The sequence below is a fragment of the Lysinibacillus sp. 38-6 genome, assembly GCF_046245175.1.
In the GTDB taxonomy this organism is placed as follows: domain Bacteria; phylum Bacillota; class Bacilli; order Bacillales_A; family Planococcaceae; genus Lysinibacillus.
Window position 1 is genome coordinate 3970327 of the sequence record NZ_CP176417.1, and the last position, 16433, is coordinate 3986759.

General features: G+C 36.6%; 12 protein-coding genes. All 12 read left to right on the plus strand.

Features of this window, described 5'->3' with window-relative positions:
• The first annotated feature begins 14 nt into the window (after window positions 1-14).
• The 12 genes from ACKVEV_RS20000 (at window position 15) to ACKVEV_RS20055 (ending at window position 16225) form a co-directional block, all read left to right on the plus strand.
• Window positions 15-3494, plus strand: a complete 3480-nt coding sequence (locus ACKVEV_RS20000) for a hypothetical protein (RefSeq protein ID WP_409367958.1) — start codon at window positions 15-17, stop codon at window positions 3492-3494.
• 57 nt (window positions 3495-3551) lie between these two features.
• On the plus strand, window positions 3552-4199 hold the full coding sequence (locus ACKVEV_RS20005; protein WP_409367959.1) for an S-layer homology domain-containing protein: 648 nt from the start codon (window positions 3552-3554) through the stop codon (window positions 4197-4199).
• A gap of 147 nt (window positions 4200-4346) precedes the next feature.
• Window positions 4347-5423, plus strand: a complete 1077-nt coding sequence (locus tag ACKVEV_RS20010; RefSeq protein WP_409367960.1) for an S-layer homology domain-containing protein — start codon at window positions 4347-4349, stop codon at window positions 5421-5423.
• Window positions 5424-5913: 490 nt separating this feature from the next.
• Complete coding sequence (locus ACKVEV_RS20015; protein WP_409367961.1) at window positions 5914-7296, plus strand: sigma-54 interaction domain-containing protein; 1383 nt, start codon at window positions 5914-5916, stop codon at window positions 7294-7296.
• Between the two features lie 258 nt (window positions 7297-7554).
• A complete protein-coding gene (locus ACKVEV_RS20020) occupies window positions 7555-8379 on the plus strand; it encodes an SDR family NAD(P)-dependent oxidoreductase (RefSeq protein WP_409367962.1) in 825 nt (274 codons plus the stop codon).
• Between the two features lie 20 nt (window positions 8380-8399).
• On the plus strand, window positions 8400-9788 hold the full coding sequence (gene gcvPA / locus ACKVEV_RS20025; RefSeq protein ID WP_409367963.1) for an aminomethyl-transferring glycine dehydrogenase subunit GcvPA: 1389 nt from the start codon (window positions 8400-8402) through the stop codon (window positions 9786-9788).
• A 22-nt stretch (window positions 9789-9810) separates the two neighbouring features.
• Window positions 9811-11397: an aminomethyl-transferring glycine dehydrogenase subunit GcvPB gene (gene gcvPB / locus ACKVEV_RS20030; RefSeq protein WP_409367964.1), complete on the plus strand. Its 1587-nt coding sequence runs from the start codon at window positions 9811-9813 to the stop codon at window positions 11395-11397.
• A gap of 11 nt (window positions 11398-11408) precedes the next feature.
• Window positions 11409-12155 (plus strand): SDR family NAD(P)-dependent oxidoreductase, encoded by a 747-nt coding sequence (locus ACKVEV_RS20035; protein WP_409367965.1) that lies wholly within the window; start codon window positions 11409-11411, stop codon window positions 12153-12155.
• A gap of 27 nt (window positions 12156-12182) precedes the next feature.
• The gene (locus tag ACKVEV_RS20040; RefSeq protein ID WP_409370595.1) at window positions 12183-13019 is read left to right on the plus strand and encodes a transporter substrate-binding domain-containing protein; all 837 of its coding nucleotides are present in this window, start codon (window positions 12183-12185) and stop codon (window positions 13017-13019) included.
• Between the two features lie 134 nt (window positions 13020-13153).
• On the plus strand, window positions 13154-13849 hold the full coding sequence (locus ACKVEV_RS20045; protein ID WP_409367966.1) for an amino acid ABC transporter permease: 696 nt from the start codon (window positions 13154-13156) through the stop codon (window positions 13847-13849).
• Window positions 13824-14549: an amino acid ABC transporter ATP-binding protein gene (locus ACKVEV_RS20050; protein ID WP_409367968.1), complete on the plus strand. Its 726-nt coding sequence runs from the start codon at window positions 13824-13826 to the stop codon at window positions 14547-14549. The genes ACKVEV_RS20045 and ACKVEV_RS20050 overlap by 26 nt, the downstream gene beginning before the upstream one ends.
• Before the next feature lie 26 nt (window positions 14550-14575).
• Window positions 14576-16225 (plus strand): M20/M25/M40 family metallo-hydrolase, encoded by a 1650-nt coding sequence (locus tag ACKVEV_RS20055; RefSeq protein ID WP_409367969.1) that lies wholly within the window; start codon window positions 14576-14578, stop codon window positions 16223-16225.
• Window positions 16226-16433 lie beyond the last annotated feature (208 nt).

Below are 16433 nucleotides of genomic sequence, written 5' to 3' on the forward strand. Positions count from 1 at the left end.
AAAGGATGAGCAAGTTGAAGAAACCTTTAAAAGTAGGTGTCCTAACAAGCCTTTTATTAACACCAGCGGCACTTGCCAATGTACAAGAAGCACAGGCACAAACGGTAACACAAGCTGAACAAGTCGCTTATGTGAATGCCGTAGCAGCAATAGAAACGAGAAATAAAATGATTGAGCAGTTTGGTAAACTGTCAGAAACATCATCAGCAAATGACATGGTCATTGCAGATGGCGATGTCAAAGTTTTGAGTAATAAGGATTTTAGTATTAATGAGATTGCATTTATTACAGCTAAGTATAATTATGTAGTCGCACAACGAGCTTTCCTTAAAAATTTAAGCGAGATTGCTAAAAGTATTAATACCCTATCATATACAAACAAAACGTTTATAGTCGAAGTTGAGGAAGTTCAGAAAGCTTATGATGAATTCTTAGGTTCTACGTTGCAACCAAATTCCTATCTTGCTGTTCAAGAAACTTTTAAAGATGCAGTCAATACAGCATTAGCCAATGATGCCAAAGAAATTGTCTCGGCAGTTCGCGGCACTTCTCTACAATACGGTTATGACGTGTCTGAACGGAACAACTACTTTAAAAAGAACGGGGCAGATATCGCCAAGCTTACAAAAATGACGGACGATGCTAATGTAGCAAAAGAAACAACGGACAAATTAGATGCTTTTGTGAGCGCACTAGAAAATGTGTCATCAACTGCGACTCAAATTGAACAAGCGGCAAGTGCTGTTACGGAAAGCTTTAACAAACTAACAACAGACCAAAAGAAAATTATTACAGCCTACAATCCGAAAAACGACGCAATAACACCCTATAAAAAATATACAGATGTGCTAGTGAACTTATCTGTTGCAGATAAAGTACGCGTTAGCATTGAACAATTAGTAGCTAAAACACCAGCAGATTTCCCAACAGCCGCAAGTTTTATCAGTGCTGTTACAGCCATTGAATCTGCTTACAACAATTTAAAGGACGAAGCGACAAAAAGTTTAGTTTCCAATTATGGCGATTTAGAACCATACCAAAAGGCGGCCGTTGTGTCTAAGCAAATTACTGCATTGCGTATTTCCAATAGTAATGAGTATCGTGTAGCAGTAGCGGCGGCAAGAACGGATTTTGATAAACTTGCTAAGAAGGAATTTGTGATCAATAAGGCAGAACTCGAATTAGCTGAGGCAAATATAGCAGCTGCAGAAGCAATAGAAACGCTTATTGCGGGCATTGCTACAGCGGACGATAAAATCTCCAAAATTGATGAGGCACGTAAAGCATATAATACGCCGGAAGGGCAAAATATCGACGCAGCAAGTGTCAAAAAAATCGTCAACAATTTATCTGAGTTAACGAGCTGGGAAAGTTCACATAAAGCAGTGTTAAATGTTATTACGTTAGTTGAAAAATTAGATCCTGCGGCGAGAGATTATACAAAAAAAGCGAAAGCTGCTAACACAGCCTATTTAAAATTAGATGCTCAAAAGCAAGAGTCTGTAAAAAGCTATAAAAACAATAGCTTAAAAGACAAAGTAGAGGCAATGAACATCATTGATCCAATACTAGCTTTAAGTACTTCACGCAAAGACTACAAGGAAACAGTAGCCAAATTGCTCGAAGCTTATGCGAAACTTTCACCAGAAGGGAAAGCATTAGTAACGAACTACCCAGCGCTTACAACTGCACAAGGCTATATCGAAACTGCTCAGCAGTTCGATGATAAAATCATCGCTTTAGCGAATGAACCGGATGCTTCATTTGTAGCAAAAGTAGTGGCATTATCTGCTGAATATAAAGCAATGGACAAAAATGCGAAAAAATTAGTGACGCAATATAAAACATTAACGTCATATGAGAAAAACAATGCCAATGTAGTAAAAGTCATTAATTTAATTGCTGCTTTAAATCCAACAAATAAAGACTATACGAAAAAGGTAATTGCGGCGCGTAAAGCATACAATGCTTTAGATACAGCTTCCCAAAAGCGTGTCACAAACTATGAACAGTTAACAGCTGTTGAAGATGTGGCATCGTTAATTGGCTTAATCGAAACATTGAAGCCAACGAGCAAGACATTTTTAAACGATTTAAAAACGGCACGTGCGAATTACGATGCGTTGCCAGAAGAAAAACAGCAAGCAATCATTAACTATGACAAGCTTGTAACGGCAGAAACGGAGCTAACTTCTGCAAGCACAGTTATAGCTTTAATTGATGCGGCAGATCCTGCAGCAGAAGACTACTTAACGAAACTAATGAATGCTCGTGTTGCCTACGATAAACTATCAACAGGGCAAAAGAAGCTTGTTTCAAATATTAAATTGTTAACAGACCGTGAAAAACAAGTAAAACCGATTTTATCTGTCATGGTACAAATAGATAGTTTAGATCCAAGCTCAAGCAGCTTTGTGAGTAAGGTTAGTGCAGCCCGTAAAGCATATGATAAATTGACGAAGGACCAAAAGGCGTTTGTTAACAATATTGCCACTCTACAAAGCTATGAACCATTAGCCAATGTCATCGACCTAATTAGTAGGCTGAAAGCATCGAGCAAAACGTTCCAAGCTGATACGGTAGAGGCGCGCGCATTATATGATGCCCTTAGTAAAGAGATGCAGCAGTATGTCACAAACTATAAGTTGTTACAAGCGGCTGAAACGAGTATTTTAGGTGCAGGAAATGTGCAACGGATGATTGATGAGCTTCCGTATGTTGAGCCACATCAATATGTAAAACGTATTGAGGAAATTCGTGCAGCCTATAATGCATTGCCAAAAGATCAGCAATTAGCAGTTGAAAATTATAAAACATTACAAGACCAAGAAAGACTGATTAAACCAGTTATTAGTGTAATTAATGAAATTGATAAGCTAATGACTTCAAAAAATATGGACAGCCAATATCAAAAAATATTAAAAGCGTATGATAATCTAACAGCTACACAACGCAAATACGTTTATAATGAGCAGCTACTTCTGTCTTTAGATAATGTGATTAAAGTATACAAAAGTATTGCGGCTTTAAAACCAAGCGATAAATTGTATTTTGGGATGATTGAGTCAGTGCGTAAAGATTACGATAGCCTTAACACAACGGATAAACAAAGAGTATCTAACTACTCACTGTTACTTGAAGCAGAGAAAAATATGAACGAAGTAAAGAAAGTAGTAGAGCTAATCGCGAACCTTTCACCAACATCGAGTACGTACATTCAGGATGTAGCGAATGCCGTAGCGGCGTATAAGGCGCTTGACTCCAAAGTGAGAGGACAAGTTATTAACTACGATAAGTTAAAAAATGCAGAAAAAGATATAGCAACCGTGTTAAAAGTAGTGAATGCTATTGCCGAGCTTGATCCAGATAATAAATCATTTGAAAAGAAAGTGGTAGCTGCGCAAAAATTATATAGCTCTTTAACGTTGGAGCAACAAGATTTAGTTTATAACTACCGCATTTTAGAAGAGCATATAAAAGCATTAGGACTATAATAAACAAATGAAGAGAGGGCATGTCCCTCTTTTCATTGTTGAAAGGGGTAAAGGATAATGAAACAAAAGCAAAAGTACTTCTTGGCGTTTTCGACGGCATTAGTTATAGCACCTTGTATTGCAGTCCTTCCTACACAAGCTGCTTCAATGCCATTTTCTGATATAAAAAAAGAGACAGAGTTATATAATGCAGTAAGTGAGTTATATAATAAAGGTATAGTCTTTGGTACAACGTCAACTACATTTAGCCCCTATCAACCATTAACGCGTGGGGAAGCGGCCTATTTTTTAGCGCAAGCATTGCAATTACAGACAGACAATGTTGACAATCCTAGCTTTAGTGATGTCCCTACATCACATCCATATTATGAATCTATTGCAGCACTTGCGGCGAATGGTATTATTCAAAAAGGGAGTCATTATCATCCAGATGCTTCAATTAAAAGAAGTCAAATGGCTAAAATGCTGTCGCTAGGCTTTCATTTACAACAAGCGACATCATTATCTGCACCTTTTACAGATTTTACTAAAGATATGGAAACCGATCGTTATATTCAGACGTTATTAAATTATGGGATAACGACAGGTACTAGCGCTACAACATTTTCACCATATACGGATGTACGACGTGGTCAAATGGCATTATTCCTTTATCGCATTTTACAAAAAAACGATGATGGCTTTTACATTATTGGGGTTGAATAGCATACAACCATCACTCTTAGGAAAGAAAGTACCTTATAGAGTGATTTTTTTTAAAACGTTGTAGGAAAAAACAGGTAATAATGGTATGTTTATATATATAATAATGTGGGTATAGAACAATATTTATACATATAAAGGGAGGTAGCTATGTTAAAAAAAGTATCTAAAATTATCGGATTGTCGCTTATTTTGCTGGCTACACCATCTGCTTTACCTTTACCAACCCTACTGGACGTTGCGTCAGCAGCAGAGGTGGCAAAGGATGTTCCATCTTCCCATTGGGCAAGTAGCTCGATTCAGCACATGTTGGATCAACAATATATGACTACTTATCAGGATGGAACATTTAAGCCAGAGCAGGTGATTACACGAGCCGAAGCAGCTGCCGCCATTGCACGCTCGATGCAATTAACAATGACAACGCCGGCTAATTTTAAAGATGTAGCGGCGGATCATCCGTATTACAAGGAAATTTGTGCACTTGTGGAGTTAGGTATTTTACAAAATGGCGATTGCTTCAATCCTGATGCACCATTAAAACGTATGCAAGTCGCTAAAATGTTAACGCTTGCATATAAAATTGAGGTCGACTCTCACAATAATAGTACGTTCAGTGATGTAACGGAGGGGCACTGGGCAAAAGATTATATTGAATCACTTGCAGATGTCGGTGTTATTAAAGGAATCAATACAAAACAATTTGCCCCTAATCAAATGGTCACACGCGCACAATTTGCTTCTTTAGTGGAGCGAAGTTTGGACTTTTCAACGACGCTGACAAATTTGGAAGTAGCTTATGATTATTTGTCGAAATCCTATATTCCAACAAAGAACTATTCACTCGCGATGTCTAAGGATGTTATTAGGTTAGTGAATATCGAAAGACAAAAAAGAAAATTACAAGTGCTGAGCTTTGATGAAGCTTTAACACAAGTTGCCGTTATTAAAGCACAAGATATGGTCAATCGACACTATTTTGAGCATGAATCACCATACTACGGCATGCCATGGGATTTAGCGACATTATTCGATTACCCTTATACGAGCTTAGGTGAAAATATCGGAAGAAATATTCCAAGCCCAGAGGCAGCTGTAAAAGCATGGATGGCCTCACCGTCACATCGTGATAATATTTTGCGAGAAAATTATACAAATACCGGTGTGGCCATTGCAGTGGATGCCAAAGGGATTTACTATTGGGTACAGTTGTTTTCTAGTCAATAAATAGGGATAAAGAAGCGGGCAAGTGAAGAAGGTTTTGCCATAGAATATCACCTCGCCACTTCGTATTTACAGGGCTTACAAATTAAGTTGTCTCACTGGAAACGTTATTTGAGGCAATCTCTTTAGTGCTACTCCTGCAGGAATAGCACGACGAAAAAGGAGCATCTGTAACCGCAATTATTTTATATTTACTCTTTGAAACCCTCCAAGCTTGGAGGGTTTTATTTTATTATGCTTGTTATGGCAAAAACTTAAGACCTGTCTCCATACTAGTAGCTTGATACGCCTCATTTCTCTATTTTTGATAATATTCGACTTTGCTTGTCTGAATTTGTTGAACGATTTTTAAAGGAACGAACCTTTTTTTGCGAAATTTATGTACATATGAAGTGTGAACTAAAGAGAAAACTAGCAAAAGTAGAATTATAAAACTAAGGATATTTTAATGTAGTATTTTGATGTCTCACTTTATTTCTGAGAGGACGATGTTATGTTAAATGGAGAAAAGCTAGTTCAATCGGTCATTAAGTTGTTTGGCGACTTGTTACAAGTGGAGGTAGCTTATTTTACTTCCAAAGGTGAAATTATAGCCACAGATGATTATAGAAAAAGAAAAGGGGAGCAAGTTCATTTACCTTTTTTCCAAAAGTACTACTCAGAGCCGTTTCAATACGTGCAGAGACCTGGAAAAATGAAAACATGTTCGGGATGTAGGTTTCAAAACAATTGTCCTTCCAAAGTAGAAATACTTATGAACTTAGTCAAAGACGATCGGCATTTTGGTTATTTAACGTTTGTAAGCTTTACTGATGAAGGTGAAAAAAAACTCTCTACTGAACAAAAGAAATATCAATACTTGTTAGCTCGTTTAGGTGAAATCGTTATTAATGTTCTCAATAATGAAGGATCGTATTTATTGGTTGAAGCAAAAAATAGATTTGACACAAAATATGTACTAGGTGATGCGCCTTATTTTCAATTTATAAAAACGAAACTAACAAGTATTGCTAATAGTTCATCTTCAATTGTGATCACTGGAGAAACGGGTACTGGGAAAAGTTTGTTAGCTAAGTATATTCATTCAAATAGTATTACACATAAAGGTAAATTTGTGGAGTTAAACTGTGCTAGTATTCCAGAAACTTTGTTTGAAAGTGAATTATTTGGCTATGATGAAGGAGCATTTACAGGAGCAAGAAGAAAAGGAAAACAAGGATATTTTGAGATCGCAGATAAAGGTACATTATTCCTTGATGAAATTACCGAATTGCCATTGCATCTTCAAGCAAAATTATTATCTGTTTTACAAAATGGTCTTATTTATAGAGTGGGAGCCATTGAACCTCGAAAGGTAAACGTAAGAGTGATTGCGGCAACCAATAGACCGTTAGAGGAAATGGTGAAGAAAGGAGAATTTCGTGCGGATTTATATTATCGTTTAAATGTGATTCCGTTATCCTTACCACCATTAAAAGAAAGGAAAGAGGAATTGGAGTACTTAATTAATACACTTCTAGAAAAAATTCAGCAAAAGACAGGTAAATATATAAACGATTATACAGACGAATTTTTAGAAGAGTTGAATGCTTATTATTGGCCTGGCAACATACGAGAATTAGAAAATGTTTTAGAATACAGTATGGTAATGGAGGATTCATTACAACTAACTAAAGAAAGTTTACCAGCTTATATTATTGAAAATAATCAAATGCAAGATGCTCCCGTAACTCCTAAACTATTAAGAAATATGGAAATGGAACTAATACATCAAAAGCTATCCGAATACGGAAATGATGCTGCGGGCAAGGAACGTGTTGCAGAAGAGCTTGGTATCAGTACAAGGACTCTTTATAGAAAATTAAAAAGTAATTAAAGTCGCATTAAGTATGAGAATTGATGGAGTGCCTATATGAAAGGGAGCGACAATATATAAGAAGACAGGCAAAACGTAAGCCGCAACTCTGCTGACTCGCAGAATGTTGTGGCTTACGTTTTTTTTCGACTTCAAAATTCTGAATTGTTTGTGTGCCTGGCACTCTTATGACAAAAATGGTAGTTGGAATGACATAAGTGACAAAAAATAATGGGTTATTATCTATGAATCTCGTCAAATGAACTTTTTAAACTTGGCATGGTTTTTGCAGTATATAAAGTGAGAAACAAAAAAAGGGGGTACACGTACTTGCTAGATTACTTTGAATTAGATGGGAAGATTGCTGTTGTAACAGGAGGGGCTTCGGGGATTGGTCTTGCAACTGCTAAATTACTAAGTCAGGTCGGGACGAGGACAATTATTCTTGATATCAATCAGCAAAAAGGCAAGGAAACAGAAAAAAACCTTCGAGCGGAGGGGTTAGATATTGAATTTGTAAAATGTGATGTAACGAATTCAGAAGAATGTCAAAGGGTTGCACAATTAATAGAAGAAAAGCATGGAAAAGTCGATGTACTCTTTAACAACGCAGGGATCATTCGCAGAAAAACTGTAGTGGAATTAGATGAATCTGATTGGGATGCCGTTATCAATGTCTCATTAAAAGGGGTGTATCTACTTTCCAAATATTTAATCCCACTTATGCGACATCAAGGTGGTGGAAGTATTATCAACACAGGATCTGGCTGGGGATTAAAGGGTGGAGACAAAGCGGCTTCCTACTGTGCTGCGAAGGCAGGCGTTGTGAATTTAACAAAAGCTATGGCTATTGACCATGGAGCAGAGAACATTCGTGTAAATTGTATTTGCCCTGGCGATACAGATACTCCGTTACTTCGAGGTGAGGCAAAACAATTAAATATTGAAGAATCAAGCTTTTTACGTAGTTCGGCGGTTGATAGACCATTGGCAAGATTAGGAACACCAGAAGATATTGCCAAGGGAGTATTATTCCTTGCAAGCGGTTTATCTGCTTGGGTTACAGGAACTACATTAACCGTTGATGGTGGCGGATTAGCATAAAATTATAGGAGGTATTTAAAATGAGTAAAAAAGTTCATCCATACATTCCAAATATGGTACCTGAAGTAAAACAAGAGATGCTAGACGAGATTGGTGTGCATTCCATTGAAGAACTCTTTTCTTGTATTCCAGATGAATTACAGTTTAAAGGAACAATGAATATCCCGAAAGCTTTAAATGAATTAGAGCTACGACGACATATTGAGGGATTATTAAATAAAAATATAAGCACAAGTGAATATCTTAACTTTCTAGGAGCTGGTTGTTGGCAACATTTTATACCAGCAGTATGTGATGAGGTGAATCAAAGAGCGGAATTTTTAACTGCTTATGCAGGGGAACCTTACGAAGACCATGGTCGTTTCCAAGCTTTATTTGAATATCAAAGTCTTATGGCAGAACTTGTCGATATGGAAGTAGTCAATGTCCCAACATTTGATTGGGCACAAGCGGCAGCTACTTCCATTCGTATGGCTAGTCGTATTACTAAACGTTCCAAGGTTTTACTTGCTAATACAGTTTCACCTGAAAGAAAAAAGATAATGACCAACTATGGTACACCTCAATTACAATTTGAAGATGTGAATTTTAATCTAAACACAGGTTTAATGGATTTAGTCGATTTAGAAGAAAAATTAGCCACTGATGTCGCGGCAATATATTTTGAAAATCCTTCGTACTTAGGATTTATTGAATCACAGGGCCAAGAGATTTCAAATCTTGCAAAAAAATACGGGGCACTTATGGTCGTAGGGGTCGATCCAAGTTCGCTTGGTGTTCTAGCACCACCAAGCCAATATGGGGCTGATATTGTATGTGGAGACCTACAACCTCTAGGAATGCATATGAATTTCAGCGGTGGGCAAGCAGGATTTATTGCCACACATAATAATCCAACATTTGTAAATGAATATCCCTCTCGCTTATTTGGAATCATTCCAACTGTCAAAGATGGAGAGTATGGATTTGGTGACATAGCTTATGATCGTACATCTTTTGCTGATAGAGAAAACGGGAAAGAATCAGTAGGTACACAAACAGCACTCTGGGGCATAACAGCCGGCGTGTATTTATCGTTAATGGGACCAAATGGTATGTACGATTTAGGTCAAGCCATTATGCAAAATAGTCAGTATGCAGTGATGCAGCTTAATAAAATTCAAAATATTAGAGGCTCACGCATCACATCGCCATTTTTCAAAGAATTTATTATCGACTTTAATGATACAGAGTTAACTGTAGAAGAAATTAATGCTCAATTATTAGAGCACAAGATTTTCGGAGGGAAGGATCTATCGAAAGAGTTTCCTCAATATGGGCAGTCGGCACTTTATTGTGTGACTGAAGTGCATACAAAAGAAGATATCGACAAACTCGTAAGTGCTTTATCAAAAATTGTAACGAAATAATGAGATAGAAAGGAGTATTCACATGTTAAAAATTAAAAGACAATCTGTAAATATAGATTTTCATCAAGCTAAATGGAATGAACCCATTATTTTTGAACTGCATCAGCCAGGTGAAGTTGGAGTGGAAGTACCACAGGCTTCTCAAGAAGTTGTAGAAGTTGTAGGAGATGGCGTTTCAGTTCTACCGCAAAATATAAAGCGTTTAAGTAAGCCGAACTTACCAGAAATCGGTCAAGCACGTGTTTTACGGCATTATGTTCGCCTTTCACAAGAAACATTAGGTTCCGATTTTAATGTGGAAATTGGTCAAGGTACTTGTACAATGAAGTACATTCCTAAAATTAACGAGTTACTCATTCGTAATTCTAAAATAATGGAGTTGCACCCATTACAAGATGTTCGGACAGTACAAGGGATGTTAGAAATCATTCATAATATGGATTTAGCAATGCGTGAGATTTCAGGTATGGATGCATTCTCTTTCCAACCGAGTGGTGGTACACAAGCATTGTTTGCGATGGCATCCATTGTGCGTAAATATTTTGAAGTCAAAGGGGAGGCGGAACAACGAAACGAAATTATTACAACTATTTTCTCACATCCTTCTCAGGCAGCAACTGCAGTAGTCAAGGGCTATAAAATTATTACTTTACATCCAGACAAAAATGGATTCCCTGATATTGAAAAATTAAAAGAAGTAGTTTCTGAAAGAACGGCTGGCTTCGTTGTAGCTAACCCGGAGGATACGGGAATTTACAATGCAAAAATTAAAGAATTTACAAAGATTGTACATGATGCAGGTGGAATCTGTTATTACGATCAAGCGAATGCCAACGGATTATTAGGAATTACACGTGCAAAAGAGGCAGGCTTCGATATGTGTTTCTTTAATTTACACAAGACATTCGCAGCACCACATATGTGTGGGGGTCCAGCAACGGGAGCATTAGGTGTTACAGCAGAATTAAAACCGTATTTACCAGGACCGATTGTTGAAAAAAATGGTGATCAATATCTATTAAATGATCGACTAGAGCACTCCATTGGAAAAGTACGTGCCTTCCACGGTGTAGCTCAAACCATCTTACGTTCCTATGCTTGGATTCGAGCATTAGGGCCAGAGGGATTAAAATCAGTAGCAGAAACTGCTGTGCTCAATAATAACTATTTATACAGTAAAGTATCGAAAATTCGTGGTGCAAGTGTTCCATATGTACAAGGGCAACGTTTGGAACAGGTTCGTTATAGTTGGGAGCAGCTGGAGAAAGAAACAGGTGTTACAACAGAGGATGTACAACGCCGTATGACAGACTTTGGTTTACATTATTGGACGAGTCACCATCCATATATTGTGCCACAACCATTCACACTAGAACCAACAGAATCTTATTCTAAGGCTGACTTAGATGAATATATCGAGGCGCTAGAACAGATTTCAAAAGAAGCGTATGAAAACCCTGAAATCGTTAAAAATGCACCACAAAATAGTACCATTCATCAATTAATCGAAGCAGATTATTTAGATAACCCTGCTAAATGGTGTATTTCATGGCGGGTATATCAAGAAAAGGTGAAAAACGAGGTGGAAATAACAAGTTGTAACCATTAGGGGGCGTGTGAATGACAACGAGGCATAGTAGTTTAGTAAAGAAGAGAGTAGTGATTACAGGAGGGGCTAGCGGTATAGGATTAGCCACCGCACAACGTTTTGTAGAAGAAGGATCTGTAGTGGCAATTTTAGATATTAATGCAGAAAGCATTGAAAAATCACTAAAAGAAAATCAAGGAATTGCTAAAGGGTATGTAGTGGATGTTAGTAACCCTACAAGTGTAAATAATATCTTTAAAAAAATTAAAGAGGAATTGGGCGGAGTGGACGTTTTTATAGCGAATGCAGGTATTAGCGTTCGCTCTAAATTCCTAGATATTAATCCAGAACAATGGGAGAAGGTTTTAAGCATTAATCTAAGCGGTGTATTTTATACGTCGCAAGCGGCTGCCAAAATTATGGTGGAACAGGGGAAAGGCGTTATACTCATGACTGCATCTACAAATGGTGTTACGGGACATCCGTTCTATGCAGATTATAACGCTTCAAAAGCAGGCGTTAATTTGTTGGCCAAAACAATGGCATTAGAATTGGCGCCGTTAATACGAGTGAACACTATATGTCCAGGCTATGTCTTAACGCCGATGCAAATGGCAGAGTATACACCTGAGATGTTAGCGGTTGTAAACGAAGGGATTCCGTTAAAACGACATGCAGATCCAAAAGAAATAGGAGCGCTATACGCATTCCTTGCTTCAGATGAATCAGCCTATATTACAGGGCAAACAATTGCCATTGATGGTGGAGAATTAGCTTAATCATAAACCAAGGGGGACGGGTATTTGATGAAAAAAAGTCTAATCTATTTGTTGTTAGTGTTAGTTGCTTCATTGTTGGTGGCATGTGCTGAAAAAGATTCAAATGCAAAAGTTGAAACATCTGCAAGTAACGAAGGCGAAACAAAAGCTGAAGAAGGAAATAGCGCAACATCCGATATGAAATTAGTGAATGATGGTAAATTAACATTTGCCATGAGTGGTTTGCTAAAACCTTTAAACTATAAGGAAAATGAAAAATTGGTTGGTTTCGATGTTGAAATTGGAAATGAAATAGCTAAACGAATTGGGCTTGAGCCGAACCCTGTTACAAATCCATGGGAAACAATTCTTCAAGGATTACGAGGAAAGAAATATGATGCAATTATTGGGAGTATGACAGCTACTGAGGAGAGAGCGAAACAAGTTGATTTTTCAGATCCATATTATATCTCAGGAGCTACAGTTTTTATTTCCAGTAAAAACAATGACATTAAATCTTTCGATGATTTAAAAGGAAAGACAATCGGCGTGATGCAAGCTAGTACTTATGTAGAAGATGCTAAAAAATATACAGATAAAATTAAAGAGTTCCCTAGTGAGATTTATGCATTACAAGACCTTCCCCCAGGACGTTTAGATGCAGTCATTACAGATAAAATAGTAGGCATCTCAGCAATGAAAGAATCTGGTTTAGAAATTCAAACATTAGGAGAAGAAATCAAAAGAGAAGAAATTGCTGTTGCGATTAATAAGGATAATCAAGTGCTATTAGAAGCAATTAACAAAGCCATTGCAGATATGGTTGCTGACGGAACGTATAAAGAAATAAGTACCAAATGGTTTGGCAAAGATTTATTAGAATAAACTAAACTAAAATTATTGTACCTAGTATTATAGATAAATACTAGGTACAATAATTTGAAAATTCTGTTAATTAATACTTGCTTAAAAGAATATCTCTTCTACACCCACACACTTAAAGAGGTTAGGTGATTTATATGGAGTTTTTAACGAATATAGCATCTATATTCCAAAAACATGGGGTTGAATTTTTAAAAGCCACAATTTTGACAGTTGAGTTAACCGTAGTTTCCTTGTTAATAGCATGTATTATTGGTCTAATTTTTGCCTTCTTCAAAGTTTCGAATATTAAGCTATTAGAGAAAATTGCCAACGCTTATATTTTTATTATTCGGGGTATGCCACTTATTGTACAACTAATGTTCCTATACTATGGAATTTCTAGTATTTTTGTTCTTTCTGATTTTGCTGCAGGGGCTATTGCACTTGGCATCCATTCTGGAGCTTATATTGCGGAAATCTTCCGAGGCTCAATTCAATCTATTGATAAAGGGCAAATGGAAGCAGGTCGCTCACTAGGGATGACCTATTTTAAAACAATGAGGCGAATTATTTTGCCACAAAGTTTTAAGCGGGCTATTCCAGCATTGGCCAATCAGTTCATTATCGGTTTAAAGGATTCTTCTTTAGTTGCCTATATTGCGGTTTCAGAATTATTTAACCATGCCTTATCTGCTCAAGCTTACAATTACATGCCTTTAGAAACGTACTTTGTAGTAGGCATATATTATTTAATTTTAGTTCTAATATTCACACTGTTATTCAATAAACTGGAAAGCAGAATGGATGTTGGAAAGGAGAAAAAGCATGATAAAGTTGAAGTCGCTTTCTAAATCATTTGGACAATTGAAGGTATTAAAAGATATTAACCTTGAAATTAATAAATCAGAGGTAGTTGTTTTAATTGGAGCCAGTGGTTCGGGAAAAAGTACATTGCTACGCTGTATGAATTTTTTAGAAATATTAGATGAGGGTACAATAAGTATTAACGATGAGATTATTCATATAGAAAAAACAAATTTAAATAAAGTTAGAGAAAATATGGGTATGGTATTTCAGCACTTTAATTTATTTCCGCATTTAAGTGTTATACAAAACATTACGGAAGCACCGATTCAAGTGAAAAAGCAAAGTAAGGAAGAAGCGAATAAAAAAGCAATGGAGTTATTAACGAAGGTTGGGCTTGCCGATAAAGCAAACTATTATCCTGAACAATTATCGGGAGGACAAAAGCAACGAGTTGCTATTGCAAGGGCACTTGCTATGAATCCAAGTGTAATGCTATTTGACGAGCCAACCTCGGCACTCGACCCTGAATTAGTTGGCGAAGTATTAGAAACTATGAAGAATTTAGCAAGAGATGGTATGACAATGGTGATTGTCACGCATGAAATGGGCTTTGCAAGAGAAGTGGCAGATCGAGTTATTATGTTAGCGGATGGGAAAATAATTGAAGAGGGACCTCCAACAGAATTCTTTAAAACGCCAAAGGAAGAAAGAACAATGAAGTTTTTACAACAGGTTTTATCATAATTATCTTAAGTTAGGAGCTGTTTTGAATGTTAAAAACGTATGAGGAAGTATTAAAAGTAACGAATGATCTTGTAAATATTGAAAGTATTGTAAATACCTCAGGTGAAATTGATATCTCAAAATCACTTGCTACAACCATCTCAAACCTTCCATACTTTCAAGAAAATCCAGACTATGTGTTTACGTCACAAACAGTAGATGATGAGATTGAGAGATATAACGTATTTGCTTTTGTAAGAGGTACAAAAGAAAGTAGCGATAAAACCGTTGTATTAATGGGGCATACCGATACGGTAGGAATAGACGATTATAACAGTCTGAAAGAGAAAGCATGTTTTCCTAATAATCTTCAAGAAGCATTAAAAAACGAAAAGGTTCCTCCGTTAGTTAAAGAGCATTTGGAATCGAATGAATGGCTATTTGGCAGAGGAACATTAGATATGAAAAGCGGTGTGGCAAGCAATTTTTATCTACTAAAGTATTATTCAGAACATCCTGAAGAATTGAAAGGGAATATTGTGTTTTTTGCTGAGTGTGACGAAGAAGATAGTTCACATGGGGTATTATCAGGTTTACAAGATTTGAAAAAAATGAGAGAAAAATATGGATTTGACTATGAAGCGTTAATCAATTCTGATTTTGTAGCGCCGAGGTATGAAGGGGATGAAAATAGATATATTTATAAAGGTAGTGTTGGAAAGCTACTTCCATCTTTCCTTATAACAGGCGCTGAAAGCCATGTGGGGTCTAGCTTTGAAGGGCTCGATCCTAACTATATCGCAGCAGAGTTAACTAGACAAATTGCATATAATCCTGAGCTATGCGATAAATCACTAGGAGAAACTCCTATGCCTCCAGTCACGTTAAAACAAACAGATTTTAAAGAAACATATACCGTTCAAACAGCACTTGCTTCATATGTATACTATAACTTTTTTGTGCAATCTTGGTCTCCTAAAGAAGTGCTTGAAAAACTAAGAGCTCAGGCTGAAATTGCATTTGATAATGTAGTGAAAAATTTAAATAATCATTATAAGAGATATTGTGAAATTAGCGAGCAGAAATATACAAAATTGCCATGGGAAAGAAGGGTTTTATTGTATGAAGAACTAGAGCAATCAATTATTTCACAATATGGTGAACGCTACAAAGAACATATGAAGAAATTTAAAGAAAACCTATTAAATAATAAAGAACTAGATGTACGTATGTTTTCAGCAAGAGTGGTTGAAGAAACTTGGAAATGGGCAAAGGATAAGAGCCCTGCTATCATCATTTTTTATTCTTCACTTTATTCACCACGCGTCGAGGTGACGGGAAAAAATCAAAAGGAAAGAAATCTTTTAATAGCTCTAGATGATGCAATTGCAAAAGTGCAACCACATTATAATAAGCCAATAGTGCAGAGAAATTATTTCCCTTATATCTGTGACATGAGCTGCGTAGCAATAACTGACGATGAAGATAGCATTAATTCTGTCATGAACAATAATCCAAGTTGGGGAACTAAACATTTTGTAGACTATAATGCAATTAGGGATTTAAATATTCCAGCAATCAATATTGGGCCTTATGGTTATGATGCGCATAACAGATACGAAAGAACGGAATTAAAATATACAATGGAAATTATGCCGAATATAACGAAACTAGTAATAGATAAGCTACTTACTTAATTTGAACCACATGTTATTGCCGATAAAAGAGGTATCTGACTAAAGACAAACGCGAATAAATCAGTGTTTGTCTTTAGTCCATTTTATACTGAATTGCTCGAGAATTGTTTGAGTGCCTGGCACTACATATTATATTTTGCGAGAACATTATACAAATACCGGTGTGGCCATTGCAGTAGATGCCAAAGGGATTTACTATTGGGTACAG